Annotated in this window: 13 protein-coding genes; 3 read left to right on the top strand and 10 right to left on the bottom strand. The window is 59.2% G+C overall.

What is annotated here, in order from left to right; translation table 11 throughout:
* A partial coding sequence (locus HQL98_14930) for a hypothetical protein (GenBank protein ID MBF0273341.1) occupies window positions 1-4,817 on the top strand: 4,817 nt, incomplete at its 5' end.
* A 103-nt stretch (window positions 4,818-4,920) separates the two neighbouring features.
* On the opposite strand, the gene HQL98_14925 is transcribed toward HQL98_14930, so the two are convergent.
* The 6 genes from HQL98_14925 to HQL98_14900 all read right to left on the bottom strand — a co-directional run bounded on the left by HQL98_14925 (window position 4,921) and on the right by HQL98_14900 (window position 14,304).
* Window positions 4,921-6,222 (bottom strand): serine/threonine protein kinase, encoded by a 1,302-nt coding sequence (locus HQL98_14925; protein ID MBF0273340.1) that lies wholly within the window; start codon window positions 6,220-6,222, stop codon window positions 4,921-4,923.
* A 46-nt stretch (window positions 6,223-6,268) separates the two neighbouring features.
* Entirely contained in the window at window positions 6,269-6,751 is a 483-nt protein-coding gene (locus HQL98_14920) for a hypothetical protein (protein MBF0273339.1), read from the bottom strand.
* An 88-nt stretch (window positions 6,752-6,839) separates the two neighbouring features.
* Window positions 6,840-8,156 (bottom strand): HlyD family type I secretion periplasmic adaptor subunit, encoded by a 1,317-nt coding sequence (locus HQL98_14915; protein ID MBF0273338.1) that lies wholly within the window; start codon window positions 8,154-8,156, stop codon window positions 6,840-6,842.
* Window positions 8,153-9,841, bottom strand: a complete 1,689-nt coding sequence (locus HQL98_14910; GenBank protein ID MBF0273337.1) for an ATP-binding cassette domain-containing protein — start codon at window positions 9,839-9,841, stop codon at window positions 8,153-8,155. Before HQL98_14910 ends, HQL98_14915 begins: the two co-directional genes overlap by 4 nt.
* Window positions 9,842-9,863: 22 nt before the next feature.
* Window positions 9,864-11,261: a TolC family protein gene (locus tag HQL98_14905; protein MBF0273336.1), complete on the bottom strand. Its 1,398-nt coding sequence runs from the start codon at window positions 11,259-11,261 to the stop codon at window positions 9,864-9,866.
* A 10-nt stretch (window positions 11,262-11,271) separates the two neighbouring features.
* On the bottom strand, window positions 11,272-14,304 hold the full coding sequence (locus HQL98_14900; protein MBF0273335.1) for a mechanosensitive ion channel: 3,033 nt from the start codon (window positions 14,302-14,304) through the stop codon (window positions 11,272-11,274).
* 204 nt (window positions 14,305-14,508) lie between these two features.
* On the opposite strand from HQL98_14900, the gene HQL98_14895 reads away from it, so the two are divergent.
* Together HQL98_14895 and HQL98_14890 are read left to right on the top strand one after the other, a co-directional pair.
* Window positions 14,509-15,309, top strand: a complete 801-nt coding sequence (locus HQL98_14895) for an OmpA family protein (GenBank protein ID MBF0273334.1) — start codon at window positions 14,509-14,511, stop codon at window positions 15,307-15,309.
* A 116-nt stretch (window positions 15,310-15,425) separates the two neighbouring features.
* Window positions 15,426-15,707: a pyrimidine/purine nucleoside phosphorylase gene (locus HQL98_14890; protein ID MBF0273333.1), complete on the top strand. Its 282-nt coding sequence runs from the start codon at window positions 15,426-15,428 to the stop codon at window positions 15,705-15,707.
* A 28-nt stretch (window positions 15,708-15,735) separates the two neighbouring features.
* Here HQL98_14890 and HQL98_14885 read toward each other — a convergent pair whose 3' ends face one another.
* The 4 genes from HQL98_14885 to HQL98_14870 all read right to left on the bottom strand — a co-directional run.
* The gene (locus tag HQL98_14885; GenBank protein MBF0273332.1) at window positions 15,736-17,865 is read right to left on the bottom strand and encodes a biotin/lipoyl-binding protein; all 2,130 of its coding nucleotides are present in this window, start codon (window positions 17,863-17,865) and stop codon (window positions 15,736-15,738) included.
* Window positions 17,862-19,217, bottom strand: coding sequence for an HlyD family efflux transporter periplasmic adaptor subunit (locus HQL98_14880; GenBank protein ID MBF0273331.1), 1,356 nt, complete (start codon window positions 19,215-19,217; stop codon window positions 17,862-17,864). The genes HQL98_14885 and HQL98_14880 overlap by 4 nt, the downstream gene beginning before the upstream one ends.
* Entirely contained in the window at window positions 19,217-20,065 is an 849-nt protein-coding gene (locus tag HQL98_14875; GenBank protein ID MBF0273330.1) for an HlyD family efflux transporter periplasmic adaptor subunit, read from the bottom strand. The genes HQL98_14880 and HQL98_14875 overlap by 1 nt, the downstream gene beginning before the upstream one ends.
* A gap of 59 nt (window positions 20,066-20,124) precedes the next feature.
* Window positions 20,125-21,237, bottom strand: a 1,113-nt coding sequence (locus HQL98_14870) for a hypothetical protein (protein MBF0273329.1), incomplete at its 5' end; no start/stop codon positions are given.

Genomic DNA, 21,237 nt, shown 5'->3' with positions numbered 1-21,237 from the left:
ATGTCAACGACCCTCTGACGGGAACGGTCACCCTGGCCGGCACCGCCACTCAGGGCCAGACTTTGACCGCTTCCCACACCCTGGCGGACCTGGATGGTCTGGGGACGGTGAACTATCAATGGCAGGCGGATGGCACGGCGATTTCGGGTGCCACGGGATCGACTTTTGTCTTGACCGAATCCCAGGTGGGCAAGGTGATGACAGTGACGGCCCGTTACACCGACGGTCACGGTAGCGCCGAGAGTCTCACCAGCAGTGGGACTGGCCGTGTGGCCAACCTCAACGATGCCCCCACGGGTAGTGTCACCCTTGCCGGCACGGCCACCCAGGGCCAGACCCTGACCGCTTTCAATACCCTGGCGGATGGGGATGGTCTGGGGACGGTGAGTTATCAATGGCAGGCGGATGGCACGGCGATCACCGGGGCGACTGGCGTTACCTTCGTGTTGACGGAAAGCCAAGTGGGCAAGGTTGTGACGGTCACAGCCCGTTATACCGATGGTCATGGCACCGCCGAAAGCCTCACCAGCAGTGCCACGACTGCGGTGGCCAATATCAACGATATCCCCACCGGGAGTGTCACCATCGCGGGTACGGCGACCCAGGGTCAGACCCTGACCGCTTCGGATACCCTGGCGGATGACGACGGATTGGGGCGTGTGCGTTATCAATGGAATGCGGATGGTGTCGCCATCGAGGAAGCGACCGATCCGACTTTTGTGTTGACGGAAACCCAGGTGGGCAAGGTGATCACGGTGACGGCTCGTTATACCGATGGTCATGGCACCGCCGAGAGTGTCACCAGCAGCGCCACCACGGGAGTGACCAACAGCAACGACTCCCCCACAGGCAGCGTGACCATTGTCGGCACCGCCACCCAGGGTCAGACCCTGACCGCTTCCCACACCCTGGAGGATGGGGATGGATTGGGGAGCGTGGGTTATCAATGGAATGCGGATGGTGTGGCGATTGAGGAGGCGACCAGTTCGACCTTTGTGTTGACGGAAACCCAGGTGGGTAAGGCCATCACGGTGACGGCCCGTTATACCGATGGTCATGGCACCGGTGAAAGCGTCACCAGCGACGCGACGGATGCGGTGGCCAATGTCAATGACGCCCCCACGGGGAGCGTGACCATCACCGGCACCGCCACCCAGGGCCAGACTTTGACCGCTTCCCATAACCTAGCAGATCAGGATGGTTTGGGAACCGTGCGTTATCAATGGCAGGCGGATGGTGCGGCCATCGAGGAGGCGACTGGAACGACTTTTATTTTAACCGAATCCCAGGTGGGCCAAGCCATCACGGTGACGGCTCATTATTCCGATGGTCATGGCACGTCTGAAAGTATCGCCAGCGACGCGACCGAGACGGTGGCCAATGTCAACGACGATCCGACCGGTACTTTGATCATCACCGGCACCGCCACCCAGGGTCAGACTCTGACCGTCTCCAGCACCTTGGCGGATGAGGATGGTTTGGGAACGGTGCATTATCAATGGAATGCGGATGGAGTGGCGATTGAGGAAGCGACTGAAACGACTTTTATTTTAACCGAATCCCAGGTGGGCCAAGCCATCACGGTGACCGCCAGTTATTCCGATGGTCATGGCATGGCGGAGCGCGTCACCAGCAGTGCAACCGACAGTGTGGCCAATGTCAACGATGCCCCCACCGGGAGTGTCACCATTTCTGGCACCGCCACCCAGGGCCAGACCTTGACCGTCTCCCACACCCTGGCGGATGAGGATGGTTTGGGAACCATAAGTTATCAATGGCAGGCGGATGGGGTGGCGATCGAAGAGGCGACCGGAACGACTTTTCTTTTGACTGAATCCCAGGTGGGTCAAGCCATCACGGTGACGGCTCATTATACCGATGGTCATGGCACAGCGGAAAGTATCGCCAGCATTGCGACGGATGCGGTGGCCAATGTCAATGATGTCCCGACCGGGAGCGTGACCATTGCCGGCACCTCCGCCACCCAGGGTCAGACCCTGACCGCATCCAACACGTTGGCGGATGGAGATGGTTTGGGAACCGTGCGTTATCAATGGAATGCGGATGGAGTGGCGATTGAGGAAGCGACAGGAACGACTTTTATTTTAACCGAATCCCAGGTAGGTCGGGCCATCACGGTAACCGCCAGTTATTCCGATGGTCATGGTACCGCCGAGAGTGTCACCAGCAGCGCCACGGGCGCGGTGCTTAATGTCAACGACGCCCCCACCGGGAGCGTGACCATCACCGGCACCGCCACCCAGGGTCAGACCCTGACCGCATCCAACACGTTGGCGGATGGAGATGGTTTGGGAACCGTGCGTTATCAATGGAATGCGGGTGGGGTAGCGATTGAGGAGGCCACTGGAACGACCCTTGTTCTGACCGAATCCCAGGTGGGTAAAACCATCACGGTGACTGCCCGTTATACCGATAGCCACGGCACTGCCGAGAGTCTTACCAGCATCGCCACCGAAAGCGTAGCCAATGTCAATGACGCCCCCACCGGGAGTGTGACCATCACCGGCACCGCCACCCAGGGTCAGACCCTGACCGCTTCCCACACGTTGGCGGATGTGGATGGTCTGGGGACGGTGAGTTATCAGTGGAAGGCGGATGGCACGGCGATCACGGATGCCACCAACACGACCCTTGTTTTGACCGAATCCCAGGTGGGCAAGGCGATCACGGTGACCGCCCGTTATACCGATGGTCATGGCACCGCCGAGAGTGTCACCAGCAGCGCCACCGGAAGCGTGGTCAATGTCAACGACGCCCCCACGGGGAGTGTGACCATCAGCGGTACCGCCACCCAGGGCCAGACCCTGACCGCTTCCCACACGTTGGCGGATGGGGATGGTCTGGGGACGGTGAGTTATCAATGGAAGGCGGCAGGCACGGCGATCGCGGGTGCCACGGGTTCCACCCTGGTGCTGGCCGAGGCCCAGGTGGGCAAGGCCATCACGGTGACGGCCAGTTACTCCGATGGTCACGGCACGGCGGAGAGCGTCACCAGCAGCGCCACCGGCAGTGTGGCCAATGTCAACGACCCCCTGACGGGAAGTGTCACCATCAGCGGCACCGTCACCCAGGGCCAGACCCTGACCGCCTCTCACACGTTGACGGATGCGGATGGTCTGGGGACGGTGAGTTATCAATGGAAGGCGGCAGGAACGGCGATCGCGGGTGCCACGGGTTCCACCCTGGTGTTGGCCGAGGCCCAGGTGGGCAAGGCCATCACGGTGACCGCCAGTTATACCGACGGTCATGGCACGGCGGAAAGCACCACCAGCAGCGCCACCGCCAGTGTGGCCAATCTCAACGATGCGCCGACGGGCAGTGTCCTCATTTCGGGAAACCCGTATGTGGGTTACACCCTGTCGGCCTCCAATACCCTGTCGGATGCCGATGGCATGAATACCGTCAGCTATCAATGGAAGGCCAACGGCACCAACATCGGCACCGGCAGCAGTTTTGTCTTGACCTCGTCCCAGTCCGGGAAGACCGTCACCGTGACCGCCAGTTACACGGATGGTCACGGCACGGCGGAAAGCGTGGTCAGCAGCGCCACGGCATCGGTTGGCACGGAAATTCAAGGCAATACCAGCACGGCGGCTTCGATCAAAGTGGGCAGTTCCGTCACGGGCACGGTGGATTCCGGCGGGGATTCGGATTGGTTTCTGGTGGCTTTGCAAAGTGGCAGCACCTACCGGTTTGATCTGGAAGGTCAGCCAACCGGCAAAGGAACAATCAGTGACTCTTATTTTTATTTTTATAACAGTTCAGGGGGTCAATTGGGATTCGATGATGATAGTGGGGATGGTCTGAACTCCAGGCTGAGTTATACCGCGTCTTACACCGGCAATTATTATGCATCTGCCGCAGGCTATGGCAGTTCGTCGGGCACGTATACGCTCACCGTGACCTGTGTGTCGGGCGATCCGTTGGTATTGGATCTGGATCACAATGGCGTTCAATTGACCTCCCGGGAGCAGGGGGTGGCCTTCGATATGAACGCTGATGGTCTGTCCGATCAGACCGGGTGGATTGCCCCGGGTGATGGATTGTTGGTGATGGATGTCAATGGGGATGGCCGGATCGATGGAATCGGGGAGTTGGTCTCCGAATATCTGGTTCCCGGCGCGGATTCCAGCTTGCATGCCCTGTCCACCCTGGACGGGAATCGGGATGGTCAGGTGGATGGGTTGGATGAGGGGTTCAGCCGGCTTCAGGTATGGCTCGATGGCGATCAGAATGGCGTCTCTTCTGCCGGGGAGTTGCACGCTTTGGGTGAATTGGGGATCGTTTCTTTGGGGGTGTCGGGCAGTCGGCCCGAGGTGACGCAACTGCAAGGGAATCAGGTTACGGCCAATGCCACCTTCCAGACCGTGGACGGAGAAAAGGGGACCATGGCGGAGGTGGTTTTCTCCTTTTTCGATTCCCGCGAGGTGGCTTCATCCGGGTCGGCGTCAACCGGGAGTGATGTGTCGATCGAACCGGCGCCGAAGGAGAGTGGTGTGTGGATCGCGCCGTTGCCCCAGGGAGTTACGCCTGTTGAGTCCCGTGTCGATGTGACTCCCGTGGAAGCGCCCAAAGAGGTGAATTTTGGCGCGTTGATTCTGGGGGAGACAGGGGCCGTCCATGGGGGAGAGGGGGATGGCGCCCAGGTCGGGGTTGCGGCCTTTGTCCCGGATCATGGGGAGAATCCGCGGACCGATTGGCGGGTGGATTCCGAGCATCCGGATGATCCGGGGCATCATCCCGTCTGGCCAGACCCCATGGCTGACCACTCCACGGTTCAGACGGCCCATGGTTGAACCTGACCACTCCACGTTTCACCCGCCGGAGATGGCGGTGGAATCTCGGGCGGCCACGGCCAGGATCCCGCCCGACACGATCCCGGCCCAAAAGGCCGGATGATCAGGCTCGACAGGGATTCTTGCCGTCCGCCAACTGGCTGATGGCGTCGCCGTGCAGCCACAGCGGCTCGGCCTCATCCTCGAACACTTCGACAACTTCCAACATTTTGTGATCGTACTCCCGGCGACCGAGTCTGCGCATCTCCAGGTTGCCCATGGGATCTTTTTGCATGTGGACCATCTGCAACATTTTGAGTTTGGTCAGATACAGGGCGAAGGAGTGATCGGTGGGACCGTAGCCCCGTTTGTAGATGGCCTGACCGATGATATCCCGGATTTTGCGTGCCGACGAGTAACGGTTCTCCCGTTTGTATTCCATCATGGTCATGACAATCGCGGAAATTGCTTCGTCCACCCCCTTGGCGATTTGATGGGGAGGGATCAGGGGACGTTTTTGGAATTCGGCGATGGTGTCAGCGATTTTTTCTTTGCGCACCAGGTTGAATCCGGGAATCCGATTGGGATTGATGCCGGTGAGCAGTTGATAGATGATCACCCCCAGGCTGTAGAAATCCACCGTGAAATCCGCCGTATTGGCCCGGTTTTGCAGGATCAGTTCAGGGGCCATGTAGGTGGGTTTGCCGAGGAAATAGCCTTTGGCGATTTTGAGGCGCAGGTCTTCGAGATTGCTGGCAATGCCGAAGTCGGAAATTTTGATCAATCCGAACTGGGAGTTGATCAGGATGTTTCCGGGGGAGAGGTCCAGATGGGCGATGCCCCGGGAGCCGTTCGAGAACCGGAAGGTGTGGGCGTGATGCAGGGCATTGGCCACCCGGAACAAGATGAATCCGACGAATTCGTTGGGGATCATCAACGCCTTGCCGGCCGCGATGTTTTTGTTGGTGATGCGGTGCAGCGCCATGAACTGTTTGAGATCGAAGCCGTGGACATACTCCATCACGAAGTACAGATCCTTGGCATGGGTGGACCCTTCCATGATGTCGGCCCCGCGGAATCCCACGATATTGGGATGTCCGTTGAGTTCGGCGATGATGGAGGTTTCGCGACGGAACCGTTCCAGCATTTCCTGGGGGTCTTCCCCCTGGGAAAGGGCCAGATCGGTCCGGATTTTTTTCAGGGCCACCTGTTCCGAGGTGCCGAGATTGGTCAACAGATTGGCTTTGTAGACCTCTCCCATGCCGCCGGTGCCGATTTTGGAATCCAGTTCATAGGTGATGGAGGACTGGATGCGTTGCCCGGGGGTGAGGGGCGTGGTCTCCTCGGGTGGGGAGATGACCCGCGGGGCCGGTCGGTGGTGCGGTGCGGCAAGGATGGTCTCTGGCAGAGTGTCGTCATTGGGCATGGTGGCCCTCTTCCTGGCACGAAGGATCAAAGAGGAAAAACATACGCTAGGTCAGCGCGAGAATCATGCCGAGTCGAAATTTGACACTGGTGGGAATATCGGTGGCGTGATCTTGCAGATATTCCAGCAAGGCGATTTCGTTGGGATCGTATTGTTTGTCCCGTTCGATCATGGAAATCAACCAGATGGCTTCGTTTTCGTCGATGGCTTCTTCCGAGGATTCATCCTTGAAGACGTGAGCGGCCACGGCAGAAATAAAAAAGCTTTTCCAGGCTTCGTCGTTGCGATTACCGATGGTGCCTTCGTTGAGCGCGAATAAAAATTCGATTTCTGATCGCAACACCGCGTGAGCGGTTCCGGGACGGGTTTTCAGGATCATGTCACGCAGGATGGAGACCTCGGTGTCATCGATGGCACCATCGGCGAGGATCAGCCTTTTCATGGCATCCAAGCGGTTTTGATCCATGTGGCCGGCGGAGATCTGTTCGGCGGCGAGTCGTTTCAGTTCTTCGGTATCTTGATCGGACATCTCTGTTGTGCCTCCTGATCGAGAGAGGTTGGGCGTGGAATGGATGCTTTCGTTTCAGGAAGGTGCATCCTTGAATATGTAAGTAAGCTTAACGCTCACGCAACGCGTTGTCCATGGACGTGAACCAGGGACCGATCAGATAGGCCAGCATGGTACGCGTTCCGGTGACGATGGCGCATTGAACCCGCATGCCCGGCAACAAGGGGTGATGGATTCCGTCCTGACCGGTAAAATGATTGCGATCGGTTTGAATGCGCGCCAGATAATAGGGCATTCCCTTCTTGTCCACCAGTGAGTCCGGACTGACGTGGATGACCGTGCCCACCAGTTTGTCGAAGCCGTTGCTGCCCATGGAGTCCAGCCGAATGATCGCTTTTTGGCCTGCGACCACGAAACCGATCTCCTGAATGGGCAGTTGGGCCTGGATCACCAACGTATCGTTGGAGGGCACCAGTTCCAGCAGCGAGCCTCCCGGCATCACCACCTCGCCGACGGTGTGGACATGAATGGTCTTGACCACGCCATCCACCGGAGCTTTCAACACGGTGCGGCGCAAGGCGTCATCGAGTTTGTCCAGCCGTTGGGTCAACTCCTTGATGGTGCCGGTGACCACGGACAACTCTTTGCCCGCCTCTTCCAGAAAGGTGGTATGGATGGTGGCCAGACGTTGTTCCCCTTCCCGCAAGGCTCCCTGAAGCCGTTTCTGACGGGCTTCGGCTTCGGCGATCACCCCTTTGAGTCGGGTGGACTCCTTGAGCAGTTCCAGATGTTTCATGCGGTTGGAGAGATCTTTTTGCATCAGTTGTTCGCTGATGCCGACCTGTTCGGACAGATGTTTCAGGAGTTCCTGACTGGAGTGGATCTGGGAACGGGTTTCGTTGATTTCCTGATCCCGTTGGGTGATCCAGGATTGTTGAATGGCTTGTTGTTCCAGCAGCCGTTTTTGACGGGTGGTGAAATGGTCGCGCATCTCCTGGGCTTCCCGGGGGGAGCGTTGCGCCAGGGATTCCGGAATCTCCAGCGTGGTTTGGGCGCCGGGAGGGGTGGCCAGTTCGGTACGCAGGCGAATGGCCTGGATTTCCAGCGCGGTGATGCGGGCCTGCAACTCTTTGACTTCCGATTCGTTGCGGACCGCTTCCAGAATGACCAAGTCCTGTCCCACGGTCACCGTATCCCCTTCGTGGACCAGCACCGACCGCACGATGCCCCCTTCGAGGTGTTGCAGGCTTTTGATCTGGGACGAGGGGATCACCTCGCCCACGGCAAGGCTGATGATGTCCAGCGTGCCGATGCTGGCCCAGAGAAAAAAGGCACTCACCCCGACGATGCAGCTCCACAGAAACAGCCGGGTGCCCGAATCCGTCGGGTGGGGCGGGGAGACGGAAGCGGAGCCGGGGGGGGTCATGGGATGTCCACCGGGGAGTCGGGGGCCGGATCCGTGGCGACCCGGCTGATGAGTTTGGGTTTGGGTTTCTGGTTCAAATCCAGCACCAGCGAGGCGGCCCGCAGCAAGGTGGGATCGTTGGTCAGCACCACCAGGGTGGTGCCCTGCAACGACAACTGACGCAACAGGGCGTAGAGGGTCAGCACTCCTTTGGCGTTCAGGTGTTCCGTGGGTTCATCGAGGATCGCCAGTTTGCCTCCACCGATCAGGGCGCGGGCCAGGGCGAGTCGTTTGCGCAGGTCCGGACTGAGGGTGTGACCGTCATCCACCAGGGGAGTTTCCAGTCCTCGGGGGGTTTCGTCCAGCCAGGGGGCGAGACCGGCAGCGGTGATGGCCCGATTCAGCGCGTCGGGTGTGGCTTGCGGATCCAGACGGGTGAGGTTTTCTCGCACCGTGCCGTCGAGAAATTCCGGATCCCGGGGCAGATAGATCAGTTGGCGACGCCACCAGGCGGGACTCAGTTGCCCGATATCCACCCCATCCGCCAGAATCTGTCCCCGATCCGGATCGGCCAGTCCCACCAGCAGGCGGGCCAACACGGTTTTCCCGGACCCGTCGTCCCCGGAAACCGCCAGCACCCCACCAGGGGGCAGGGTCAGACTCAACGACTCGAACACCGGCAACGGGGCCGGCGGCAGGCTTTTGGCCAGATCCTTGAGTTCCAGCCCTCCCCGGTACTCCTTGAGTACCGCGCCGGAGTCCCGTTCCACCGCCAGGGAGGCGAACTGTTCCAATTGGGTCAAGGCCTGTTCGGCGCGGATCAGCAGATCGCTCAGGGGGCCGAGTCTCAGCAGTGGTCCCATGGCCCGGGAAGCGAGAATGTTGGCCCCGATCAGGGTACCCACCTGCAACTCCCCGGCCACCGCCAGTTTGGCCCCCACGGCGATGATGGCCACGGACATCAGGGCCTGCAAGGCGTTTTGCACCCCCTGGGATACCCCCTGACGGTTTTCCAGATGGCGTTGGAGGGTTTCTCCCTCCTCGTGCCACCGTTGCCAGCGCTGTCGCACCCAGGCCACCCCGCCAAAGGCGCGAATGGTGTCGATTCGTCCGCACAGGGTGTGGGTTGCCGCCTCTTTTTGCACGTGGATGTCGTTCAACCGTTGCAACGGCTTGCGGGTCAAACGGTTGCGGATTCCGCCGAAGGTCAACAATAGGATCACGAATCCCAACGCGATCAGCCCCAGGGGAGGACTCAGGAGGGTCAGCACCCCCAGATAAAGCAGGGAAAAGGGCGCATCCAGAATCGCCACCAGATTGGAGGCGGAATAGGCGCTGCGCAGGATGCCCAGAGCGCGCAGGATCTCGCGGCGTTGCGCGGCGGGTCGGGCCAGCAGGGGGTCGGCCCGGGCGGTGGTCAGAATGCCCAACGCTCCGGTGGTCAGATCCCGGTCCCGCTGGAGGCCGATGGACAAGGCCAGTCGCAAGCGGGCTTGACGGAAGGCGAATTCCAGCACAATGGCCAGGATCACCCCGGCGGTCATGGTCAGGAGGGTGGCGTCCACCCCGCTGGCCACATAGCGGTTCAAAACCTGGGTGACGAACAGGGGAGAGGCCAGAGCCAGCCCATTGGCCAACAAAGAGGCCAGACCCAGCTCCAGGGCGAGCAGGGGATGGGCCAGCAAACGTCGCAACAGTTCTTTCACGACTCCTGCCGCTTGTCGTGGTTCATCGGGATGCCGACGGCGGCGCGGCGGCGGCAAACAGTCCCAGATCCAGTTGTCCGGTGCTTTTGAGCAGGGCAATCATGCCGATCAACACATCAATCTTGGCCGAGGCCGCGTCGCTTTGGGCGTTGATCAGGGAGGTCTCTCCGGACAGCACATCCAGCAGCGAGCGGTTGCCCAGCTTGCGTTCCTCCCGGGCCAGTTCCAGAAAGCCCTCGGAGATTTTCGCCTGACGGTCCAGCGTGATGGCGATGGCCCGCAGGGTGATCAACTCCTGCCAAGCGTTGCGGACCTCTTCTTCGGAGCTGTTGAGGGTGTCGTTCAACTGGTTTTCCGCGGCGACCAGTTCCAGGCGGCTGGCTTCCACCGTGTTGATGGCCGTCAGACCCAGATTGAGGGGCATGTTCAGCTTGACCCCGGCGGTCGAGATGTTTTTGCGTCCCTCGATGCCCGCCATGTTGTCCTGCCATTTGTGTTCCATCTCGAAGTTCATGGATGGGAAATATTTTTCCCCACGGGTCTGTCCCAGTTCCTCCCGGGCGATTTGCACGTCGATGCGGGCCGCGCGGCTTTCGGCGTTGTTGGTCAGGGCGGTCTGGATGGCCTCTTGTAAATCCTTGGGCTGGATGCCGTTCAGATGGGCCTCCAGGCCGTCCAGAGGCAACGGGGTCTTCATTTCGCGTTTGAACAGCTTGCGGAATTCGTTTTCCGCCTTCACCAACGCCCCTTCGGCGCGAATGGTACGGGTTTCGGCGGCAGCGTGCTGGGCTTTGGCCTGCAACAGGTCCGTGCCCATGCCGGCGCCGGCGGCAATCAGTTTTTTTTCCAGTTGGGCTTGATCCAGAATGTTTTGTTCCGCCTTTTTGGCCAGTTGCAGTGCTTCGCGGTTTTTGACCACATTCAAGGCCGCCTTGGCGCCATCCAGAATCAGTTTGATCAGGGCCGCGTCATGGTTGGCGCGGGCCTTTTCCAACGCCTGGGCGGCCTTGTTGATTTTGCTGTTGGTTTTGCCGAAATCCCACATCCGCTGGGTCAGTTTGACATCCATTTCCCGGTATTGCAGCGACGTATCATCCGTGGCCTCTTTGAGTTGGCGCTCGCCACCGGTGGAGGCGGTGAGATCCAAAGCCGGATACCAATCCCCCAGGGCCTCCCGGGCACGGTGTTCGGCGGCTTCCAGTTTGGCTTTGGTTTTCAGGATGCGTTCGTGTTGCGCGGTCACTTCGTGGAGCAGGGTGGCCAAACCGGACTCCGGTTTGGTCGATTGCTGTGGGGATTCCGGTTTGGTCGATTGGCGTGGAGCCTCCGCCGTCAGGCCGGACAGGGGGCTGGCGAGAAGACAAAACATCGCCAGCAGACCGGCGATCCGGGAAGAACGGGTATTGGATGCACGGGGCATTCCCACGATCCTACCCCTGATTGTTTTTGTCTGCATCCGCTTTGTCTCCTTCTTGTTGCTGGTCATCCTGGTCTTTGCGTTCCTGTTCGCTTTCGGAGTCGTCCGCATCGGCGCTTTTGGCCTGTTCCAGCAACAGCAGGGCGTGCAGGATTTCGGGCGACACCGGGGGAGCGGTTTCGGGGGCCAGGGAAATGCCGTTTTCTTTGAACAACTTCCAGATCAACTCCCACATTTCGGCTTCGGTTTTATCGATGGAAACGTGATCCTTGATCCAGTAAATGGCCTCGTACTTGGCTACCCAGCGGCTCAACTGATTGATGATTCCATGGAATTCCACCTCGGGCATCCGGTCGGCGCGCAACTCGGACTGCACCATGGCCCGAACCAGCAATTCCTTGATCCATTGGGGATCATGGGTTGGCGAGACATAAATCAGCAGCGTGCGTTCCGTCTCCTTGGAGTGGCTGTAGTTGATGATGAGCATCTCCGTGGCCTTGGCGTTGGGCATGCTCAGGATCAACCCCTCCCGGGTGCGCAAGCGCATGGTGCGCCAAGTGATGTCGATGAGTTGGGCATCTTCGTTGGGTCCGATCTTCAACCAGTCGCCCACGGAAAAGGGCCTCTCCACATTGACGGCGATTCCGGAAAAGATGTTGGCGATGTTGGATTGCACCGCCAGACCGATGATCATGGTGATCAGACCGCTGGTCGCCAGCAGACTGGTGAGTTTTTCGTCGAAGACAAACGCCGTGATCCCGAATCCGGCCAGCAGGTAGATCAGAAAGGCACCAATGTTGCGGATCACCTTGGGAATGGCCCGATTGGCGTGTCGTTCCAGGGGTTCCCACAGAAACCGTTCCAGGGCCATGGTGGTCAGCATGGCGGGAATGAGCCACCAAAGCACTTTGTAGCCCAGCAGGAAATATTCCGTCAGATGTGGCGGGAGTTGTTGATAGGCGTAGTCGAGAAACAGGTTGCCGAAGGAGATCAGGAAGATGGGCCAGAAGGTGACCCGCAGGGACCAGGAGGTGATCTTCCAGAAAGCCCCCTGGGTATTGGCGTCCACCCCGAGCGCGAAGATCAGGCCGATCAGACCGAAGATTCCCAGATAAATGAAATATTCGTAGGGAATGAAATCCCGGGCGGCGAACTCCTCTTTGCTGATGATCATGCCCAAGTCGATGCGGGAGAACTCCGGTTCGGCGGTGCCAAAGCCCACATAGGCCGGTTTGCCCAAGGAGCTGGCCAGGAAGCGTTCCTGGGAGATCCAGGCCTGATCGGCCTTCCAGCCCAGATTGGTACTGATGACCTGGGGATTGCCCACCATGTCGAGGACGGTTTTGTTGGTCTCCAGTCCCATGCCCAGAATGTCCACCACGAACAGGGCGTTGTTGCGGTTCAAGGTCTTGTGGCGGAAGGAGGTGCCAATGACGTGACTGCCGAAGGGACGTTTGGTGTCGAGGTGGTCGATGTTGAATTTCCCTTTGACCTTGAACAGCTTGAAGGAAATATCGTCCTTGATGATCGACTCCGCCGGTTCTTTGAGTTCGATGGTTTCGGTGGCGTTGGCGAATTCGATGGCCTCGGGATTGAACGTGCCGCGATAGCGGAACCATAGGAAGAATTCCATGGAAAAAGTGTTCTTCTCCATGTTCAGATCGGAGATTTCCGTCACCTCGAAACCGGTATAGACCACGTTGGTCTTGTACATGAAGCGGTCGTTGACGAAAAGCATGCGACCTTGTTGCAGCTCTTCCAGATAATTGGTGGTGCCGCTGCGCTGGATCGATTCCTTGATGGGATGGAGCTGGGTCAAGGCCGAGACCAGATTTTCGCCGCTGTAGCGACCCACGAGAATGGGCTTGGTGTTTTTTCCCTGTCCGCCGAACAGATTGCCATCGGTCAGGCTCTGTTTGTCGTTGGCAAGACTGAAAATGGAAGAGAGCGCCGTCCCGATTTTTTGTCGGTCGGTTGTGGTATTGACCTCGGCATCGGGATTCCAGCTTTCCGCCACGGTGTTGAGCAGCGCCTGGGTGGTTTCGTAGGCGTAGGCGCTGATCCAGTCGGCGGATTTGCCGCCGTTGCGGTTGCCGAACTGGTTCTTGAAGCGTTGCGCGGACTGATTGGCGGTGTCGAAGAGCAGCGGGGTGGAGACGATCAGTTGATTGGTATAATCCGCCGTGGTGAGTTGAGAACCGGCGGTCTGTTGCAGCGTGGCCCGAAAGGCGTAAGTGGCGAGCAGATCGGGCCCGATGACCAGATTGCGGGCTTTGCGATCCCGGGCCTTTTTCAGGAAGATCGCGGCATCCTTCATGTTGAGGCCCAGCAGGATGGCGCTGCCGTCCTGACTGTCTTTGATTTCCTTGGCAAACTGGTCGAGGATGGCCTCCTTGTCGGGGGCGTCGCGGGAGATGGAGAGTTTTTTGTGGATTTTGGTCCCGAAAAGCAGATAGATTTTTTCAAAGTTTTCCATCATCGCCTGACCGAAGGTGGAGTCGTCATGGATGATGGTGACGATTTTCTCGCCGATCACGTTGCGGGCGTAGTTGCCTAGGAATTGGGCCTGGTTTTCCACCGTGGGGACCATGCGGTAGAGCCATTGGCGTTCTTCGGCGTCGGTGAGGTGTTCCGAAGAGAGGGAAACCACGGGAATGTTGGCCTGGGCGAAGATCGGTCCCATGGCCTTGAGAACAGGCGTGGGCCAGTGGCCGATCACCACGGCGCTTTGGTTTCGTTCCGCGATTTCGCGGGCCGCCTTTTGGGCCGATTCCGGGGTGTCGAAGCCGGTTTTCTTTTCCAGAACGACCTGTCGGCCCGGCATGCGCGATGACTGCCCGAAATGCTCGATGGCCAGCTCCGCCGCGTTGTGCATGGAGTCCATCAGGGGATCCGGTGCGTTATCGGTGGTGTTTCCGGCCACTGTGATATAAAGTGGTGGTTGTTTGCTGTTGGCCGTCAGTTGGTGCCGGGCGAAATAGGTGCCGATCAGACTCAGAACGCAGATCGTGCCCAGAACGAGTAGCAGTTTGTTGGTTTTGCGCATTTTGAATGACTGGCCGGCGGTCCAAAGGATGGATAAACAAGAGGGGGGTGGATTGGAATCCTCTTGCATTGCAGTGTTTGATTGTGCGGAAGATCACTTGCATAGAATAATCAATAACGCATCGACTTTCAATGTAAAAAGCGCACCGCCATGGGTTGGTCCCAAGCGGGGAGGTAGGTGATGCGTGCCCATGGGAGGCGTTTCATGTCGTTGAAAAGAATCGGTATGGGTTCCCCTTTGGTCGTGTGGATGTCGGTCGTGGCGCTGTCGGGGGGAGTGGCTGGATGCGCCCCCCAGATCCACCAGGAGGAACTCAAGGTGGAGGGATCTTCCACGGTGCTGGAGTCCATGGTCCGGGGAGCGCCCTGTTATCATCGGGGGGCGGTGGATTTTTGTGCGGACCTGAATGACGCGGATTCCGACGGGGTCAAGGACACATTGGATCAGTGTCCCGCCACCCCCAAAGGGATTCCGGTGGACCCGAAGGGGTGTCCTTTGGACAGTGACGGGGATGGCGTCACGGACGATCTGGATCGGTGTCCTAAAACCCCCCACGGTGTGCAGGTGGACGAAAAGGGGTGTCCCCTGGATGCGGATGGGGATGGGGTGAGCGATGAACTGGATCAATGCCCCGACACCCCGAAAGGCGCCAAGGTGAATGATGTCGGTTGCTGGGTGCTGGAGAACCTGTTGTTCCAGTCCAGCCGTCACGAACTCGATCCCGCCTCCCATCCGGAGCTGGATGCGGTGGCGCGGGTGCTGGTGGATAACCCTGCGGTGCGAATCGAGATTCAGGGCCATACCGATCATGTCGGCTCGCCGGGCTACAACGAGGCGCTGTCGAAAAAACGGGCGCGGTCGGTGCTGGAGTATCTGGTGGAACACGGCATCCCCGCTGACCGGATGACGGCCATCGGGCTGGGCATGAGCAAACCCGTGGCCTCCAACGATAGCGAAGCCGGACGGGCCAAGAATCGACGGGTGGTTTTGCAACCTGTGCCGTAGTGTGAATTGCGTCACACTGCCGTGTGCGACACGCGGTGGTTTGCTTGTGGTCCGGTGGCTTGGTCAGGTGTCCGGAACTTATCATTCATGGGTTGGTCTTTTTGGAGACATGCAGCATGCTCAAGGTGAACGAATATTTTGGTGGCCAGGTCAAGTCCATCGGGTTTCAGACCGCAACCCTGCCCGCCACCGTGGGGGTGATGGTGCCCGGAGAGTACGAGTTCGGCACCAGTCAGTTGGAAACCATGACCGTGGTGAGCGGCGCGTTGACAGTCAAGCTGCCGGGTCGCGACGATTGGCAGACCTTTCAACCCTTTGAAAGTTTTGTGGTCGAGGCCAACACCAAGTTTCAGCTCAAGGTGGCGGTGGATACGGCCTATCTGTGTACCTATGCCTGAGTGTCTGCCTGAGTGATTCCCGGTTTGATCAAAAACCGGTTTCTCGGATCAGGATTTCCAGTGCCAGTCGCCGAAGCCTCGACAACAGGCTTTCGGCGGCATGATTCTCCAGAAAAAGCGTGCCGCGCAACTGGTGGGGAGGCGGGAAAAAGCTCTGGTCCGGATGCCATTCGATCCGGTACAAGGCGGTGGTGGGAATCCAGCGTCCCTGGGCGTCCCGTCGTACCGGAATCGTGCCACCGTGTTGGGTGAACAGCGGAGTCTCTTCCATGGCGGTGGAACCCGTCGCCGTCAAAGAGGTGATCTGTCCTGTGATCGGCTCCCAGTCGATTCCCTCGGGGATGAACAGCCCCGAGGCTCCCAACCGGACCCGGGGCAGATCGATCTCCCGCACATACGCCACCGCCCGCCATGAGGCCGGGTCGGTCAACGTGAGGATGATTTCCCCTCCCGCCACCCACACTTCGGGTTGCACCTCCCGTCCGGCCTGGGCGACCCAGCCGTCGAAGGGCGCGGTGATGCTCAATTGTTGATGCTGTCGGGTCAACTCCCGCCAGTGGGTCCATTCGATTGCCAGCTCTTTGTCGGTGACGGGGGAACGTTTCAGCAAAGCGGGAGTCCCCCCCCGGAACGCCAGTTTCCATGACAACAGATCGATGCGGGATTGATTGATCCGGCGTTGGTTTTCCAGATCCTCGGAGACCAGACGCACCAACAGATCCCCCTGCTTGACCCGATCCCCTTCCCGAACCAGACGCTCCGCGACCCGTGCCGCCACCGGGGCGTGCAGGGTGACATGCCGCTCCCGTTGCAACAAGGCCGGAGCATGGACCGAATCTTTCCAGGGGATCAACATCAGGCCGATCAATCCGGCCACCAGGGTCACAAACAGCACAACCTGTCTGTTCAGGCGCACCCGGGTTTCCGGTCGCATCCAGGCTTTCAACTCTCCCCAGATCGGTTTGACCAGAAACCATCCGATTTCAACGCTCATGAGAATGAGCCCAAGGAGTTTGAAAAACAGGTGGTAAACCGCCAGGGCAATCCCCAGATAGAGAAAAAATCGGTAGATCCAGGTCACCCACGCGAACAGAATCAAAAAAGTGCGTCGATCGTACAGCGCGGCATCCGGGAAGGGCGCTCCCAGACCCAACAGCCACTCCCGCAACTTCCAGCGTCCCAGACGACCCGCCCGTTCGTGGAGATTTTCGATATCCAGCCAGTCGGACAGCAGATAATAACCGTCGAACCGCAAAAACGGACTGGCGTTTAGCAGCAGAGTCGAGATCCAACTGACCGTGGCAATGAAAAAAATTGCATCCTTGGTTCCGCCAAGGGGCAGCATGCCCCAAATCAGCGATGCCCAGGCGGTCAACAACAGTTCGGAGACGATGCCAGCCGAGGCGATCACCAAACGTTGTCGTCGGGAAGCCAGTTTCCAGGCTTCGCTGGTGTCGGTGTACAACACCGGCAACAACATCAGAAACGCCACCCCGATGGTCGGCACGCGGCAGCCGTTTCGGACGGCGGAAAAGGCGTGTCCCAGTTCATGAATGGCTTTGGTCAGGATCATGGCCAGGGAAATGAACATCACCTCGGTCAGCAGATCCGTCTCGCTGAAGGTGGCCATGGCGATTTCCCATTGCCGGGTGATGAAATGCAGTCCGATTACGCCCGCCACCCCGCTGGCCACAAAAAAAGAGCGGGAAAAGGCCCAGGCCACCCAGGGCAGACCCTTTTTCAACAACCGATCCGGATTGAACAGCGGAATCCTAAAAAACAGATAGGCGTGCAGCAGATGCTGAAACCAGGAGAGTCGGGTAGAGGCCACCAGTTGATTCAGCCGCGCCAACCCCCGTTCCCCCTGGGGACGGAGCAGGTTGGCCCCGAGGAGAAACCGAACCAACTCCTGGACATCTTCGGTTGTGGTTTCCAGAGTGGTCTCCGTGGAGACCAACTCCGCGATGCGGGCCGGTGCGCCCCGTCGCCAGCGACACAGAATCTCGAACTCCCGCCAGCCGATCCGGAAAAATTGATTGGTGGCCGGATCCCGCAAGGTCCAGGTGGGAGAGCCGTCCTTGGACGTGGGTCCGGGAAAAAGATGCAGCTCCTCGCGCAACGGCGGCGGGCGGCCACTGTCAATCGCAGGGTCGATCACAGCCCCAACCGTTGCCGCAACAAGGTGAGTGGATGACGGAACAGATAATAGAACAAGGTGGTTTTTTGGCCGTGGATCTTGGCCGTGCCCCGCAGACCGATCCGGGGAAGGGGCGCGTCCGGATCAAAGCGGGCCTTGATGGCGTGGCAGAGGATGCCTTCCAGCTCCCGCGCCTCGTAGGCGATTTGGGTGACCTTGCCGTTCCAGGTGGTCAGGGGATCCAGATTGGGGTAGAGGGTCACGGTCGCGTCCGGTTCCATGGCCATGGCATCCCCCACCGGCAACCGGATCTCCAGCTCCGAAGAGGCGGGATCGGCGATCTCCATGATGTGTTCCCCCACCTGCACCGGCTTGCCCTGCCAACTGTGGACATCGTTGAACAAGGCCACCCCGTCTCGAAAGGCGTAGACTTGCAGGCGTTGCAGTTGCAAACGGACCCCGTGGGTTTCAGCATTTTGTTTTTCCAGGCTCTTTTCCAGAACTCTCTTCTGGACCCGGCTTTCCGGATCCGTGACCGCCAGCTTGAGAATCTGTTTGAACTCCTCTTCCAGCATGGCCAGGGTGCGTTCTTCCACCTCCAGCCGGCTGCGCAGGATCGATCCATCCAACGAGATGAGCAGATCCCCTTTTTTGACCTCTTGGTTGGGCGTGACGTGAATCCGTTCCACAATCCCATCCAGCGGTGCGCGCACCACGGCGGGATCCAAGGCGATGACCGTGGCCGGCGCCAGTGCCGATTGCCGCACCGGCAGAAAAAAGATCAGAACCACCGTCGCCCCCAGTGCCCAGCGGAACCAATTCTGACGCGACAGGACCAACGGTTTCCACAGCAGGCCATGCCCCTGGGAGCGTTTGTAGACCAACTCCCAGGCATGGGCGTAGGAGTCGGCCAGTTTGGCGAGCAGTTTGATTTCCGAATCGGTCCAGGGGACCGACTTAACCAGCAGCAAACCTCCAAGACGATTGCCGAGTCCGGTGATCAACGGGACCCATATGGCATGGGCGGGAAACCATTGCTCCCATGCCTCGCCATCCTCCCCGGTAATGTCGGCAGCGGCCAGACGGGCCGGGGTTTTATGTTTTTTGATGGATTCGTCACTCAGGATGCGGGTGAGCCAAGCAATGTAGGGCGCCCGCGTGTTGGCTTCCGGGGAACCCGATACCGCCACCACCGAGCCGGCGCCCTTGTCGGCGTGACGCCAGAGTACCGCCTGTCGATAGGGGGTCATCAGATGGGTTTCGTTCACCACAAGAAACGCGAACGCGGTTTCGTTTTCGGTGGCGAAGGCCCGTTTTCCCAGTTGCAGCAGGGCGCTGAGACCCAGAATCAGTTTTTCCCCTTGAACCGGCATCAGTCGGCTCGATGAGTCTTGGGTGAAACCGTCGTCGCATCCGCCGGCGGTGCAAACACGGCGACACCACTCATGCCCGGCAGCAGTTCCGGATTTTCTCCGAGCGCTTCCCCGACAATCTTGATGGTTTGACTGACCGGATCCGCCTCGGCTCCGACACGGATCACCGCAGCCGGATAGCTCTTGCCGGTCTCGTCGATGTGAATCGTGAAACGTTCTTTGGTCTTCAGCCAGGTCAGCCAGCGGGAGGGAACCACCATTTCCATTTCCAGATGGCGATGATCGAGAATTTTCATCAACTGGTGCCCGGGTGTGACGTATTGATGCTCACGCGCCAGCAGATTGGCAATCTTGCCGGCAAAGGGAGCCTGAATACGACATCCGCGCAAACGGGTTTCCTGAAACTTGATATCCGCCTCGGCCTGTGACTGTTCCCCCCGACTGGCATCCGCCTCCAAGGTGCCTACCGAATGCAGTTGCGCCAACCGTTGCATGACCTGATTTTTCTCTTTGGCGGCCTGCAAGACGGTACGCGCCTTGTTGAGTTGGGCTGTCAGCGTGGCGCAATCGAAGGTCACCAGGGTGGCTCCGGTTGCGAAGGTCTCGCCTTCTTTGACCGGAAGCGTTTGGATCGCGGCGTCGATCTGGGACGAAAGCGTGGTTTGGGTGCGGGGCACCAGATAGGCGCGAATTTCCGTCAACGTGTGTGCGATGGATGGCGGTGTTTCCTGGCGATTGGATGGTCCATCCGCAGCCATGGCCCAACCACACATCACCATGCCGATCCACGCCAACCCGTGGCGCAGTGGAAAACGGCGGTTCCCCGTCAGCAGTGGAGAAAAGTTCATGGCATTTCGCTGAGGATGGCAAGAGAATGATTGCTCATCCTTAAGCAATAAATGTGCCGTTAATCCTTTTTCTCCTGGACCGTTCCCAACAACTCCTGCAATTCGGAGAAGAACCGTTTGGCCCCATGGGCATTCAACTGGCTGGTCAAACCCAGCATGCCGCGCTCGGGACTTTTGCCCTCGGTGACCCCGTAACCCATGATGCCACGTTTGCTTTTTTGATCGGCATCCGAAATGGGAGGGGTGAAGACCTGGGCATCGGATTCCCGCAGCGTGGTGCCGATTTTCAGATCCATCCTTCTGGGGCCGGAAATTACCGGTTGCGCGGTTTCCACTCCTTCGTGCTGGAAATTCTCATTCCATTCCGATTGTGAAAAGAGGGTGTTTTCGTCGGAACCTGTAAGTCCTTTTCCAAGCGCCTGGGCCTGTTCCGTGAAGCCAAACGATTCCGCGGTGGCACCCTTGCTAACGGCTTGGTCTTGCGGTGGATCGGGAATGAAATGGCTGCCATCCAACAGATGTTCCGAATCCTTGGGCGTGGAAAAATCGAAGGCTGTGGCGCCCCCCGAGGTTTGACCGGCCATGCCCAGCCAATCCGGTCCCTGGCCGATACTGGAGGATGCTGAATCATCGGCGGGAGCCGTGGATGCGACCACGGGTTCAACCGGTGCGCTCTCTGGAAGAGTCAGGGGCACGGCTACCGTGGGTGGAGTCACAATCGGTGTCGTTTCTACCGTGGGAGGCGCCACAACCGGGGGCGCTGCAACCGGTGTGGCTGCCTCGATGGTCAACTCAATCACCACCGTGGCCGTGGCCCCGGCTTCATCGGTCGCGATGATGGAGATTGTATGCTTGCCAACGTCCTCGGTGCCGGGAAGTCCAGTGAAACTTTTGGTTGTGGGATCAAATTGCAGAAAATCAGGCAAAGCCCCCACGGAAAAGGTCAAATTTGGGCTGTCCACGTCGGCAAACAGCGAATTCGGCGTCACGGCAAAGGTGATCTGTTCCCCCTCACGGCCCATGGGGGTGGGCAATGGTGTCCCGTTCCAGGTGGGTGCGTCGTTGACTGACTGGACAACAATATCCCGCGTGGCGCTGGTGGTGGAAGCCCCGGCCCCTTCGCCATTGGAGTTGGAATCGGTGACGGAGAAGGTGACGGTTCTGGTGGCGAC

It is taken from the genome of Magnetococcales bacterium (genome assembly GCA_015231755.1).
GTDB lineage: Bacteria > Pseudomonadota > Magnetococcia > Magnetococcales > Magnetaquicoccaceae > Magnetaquiglobus.
The sequence above is the reverse complement of the archived record's forward strand: the minus strand, read 5'-3'. Positions and strand labels throughout refer to the sequence as shown.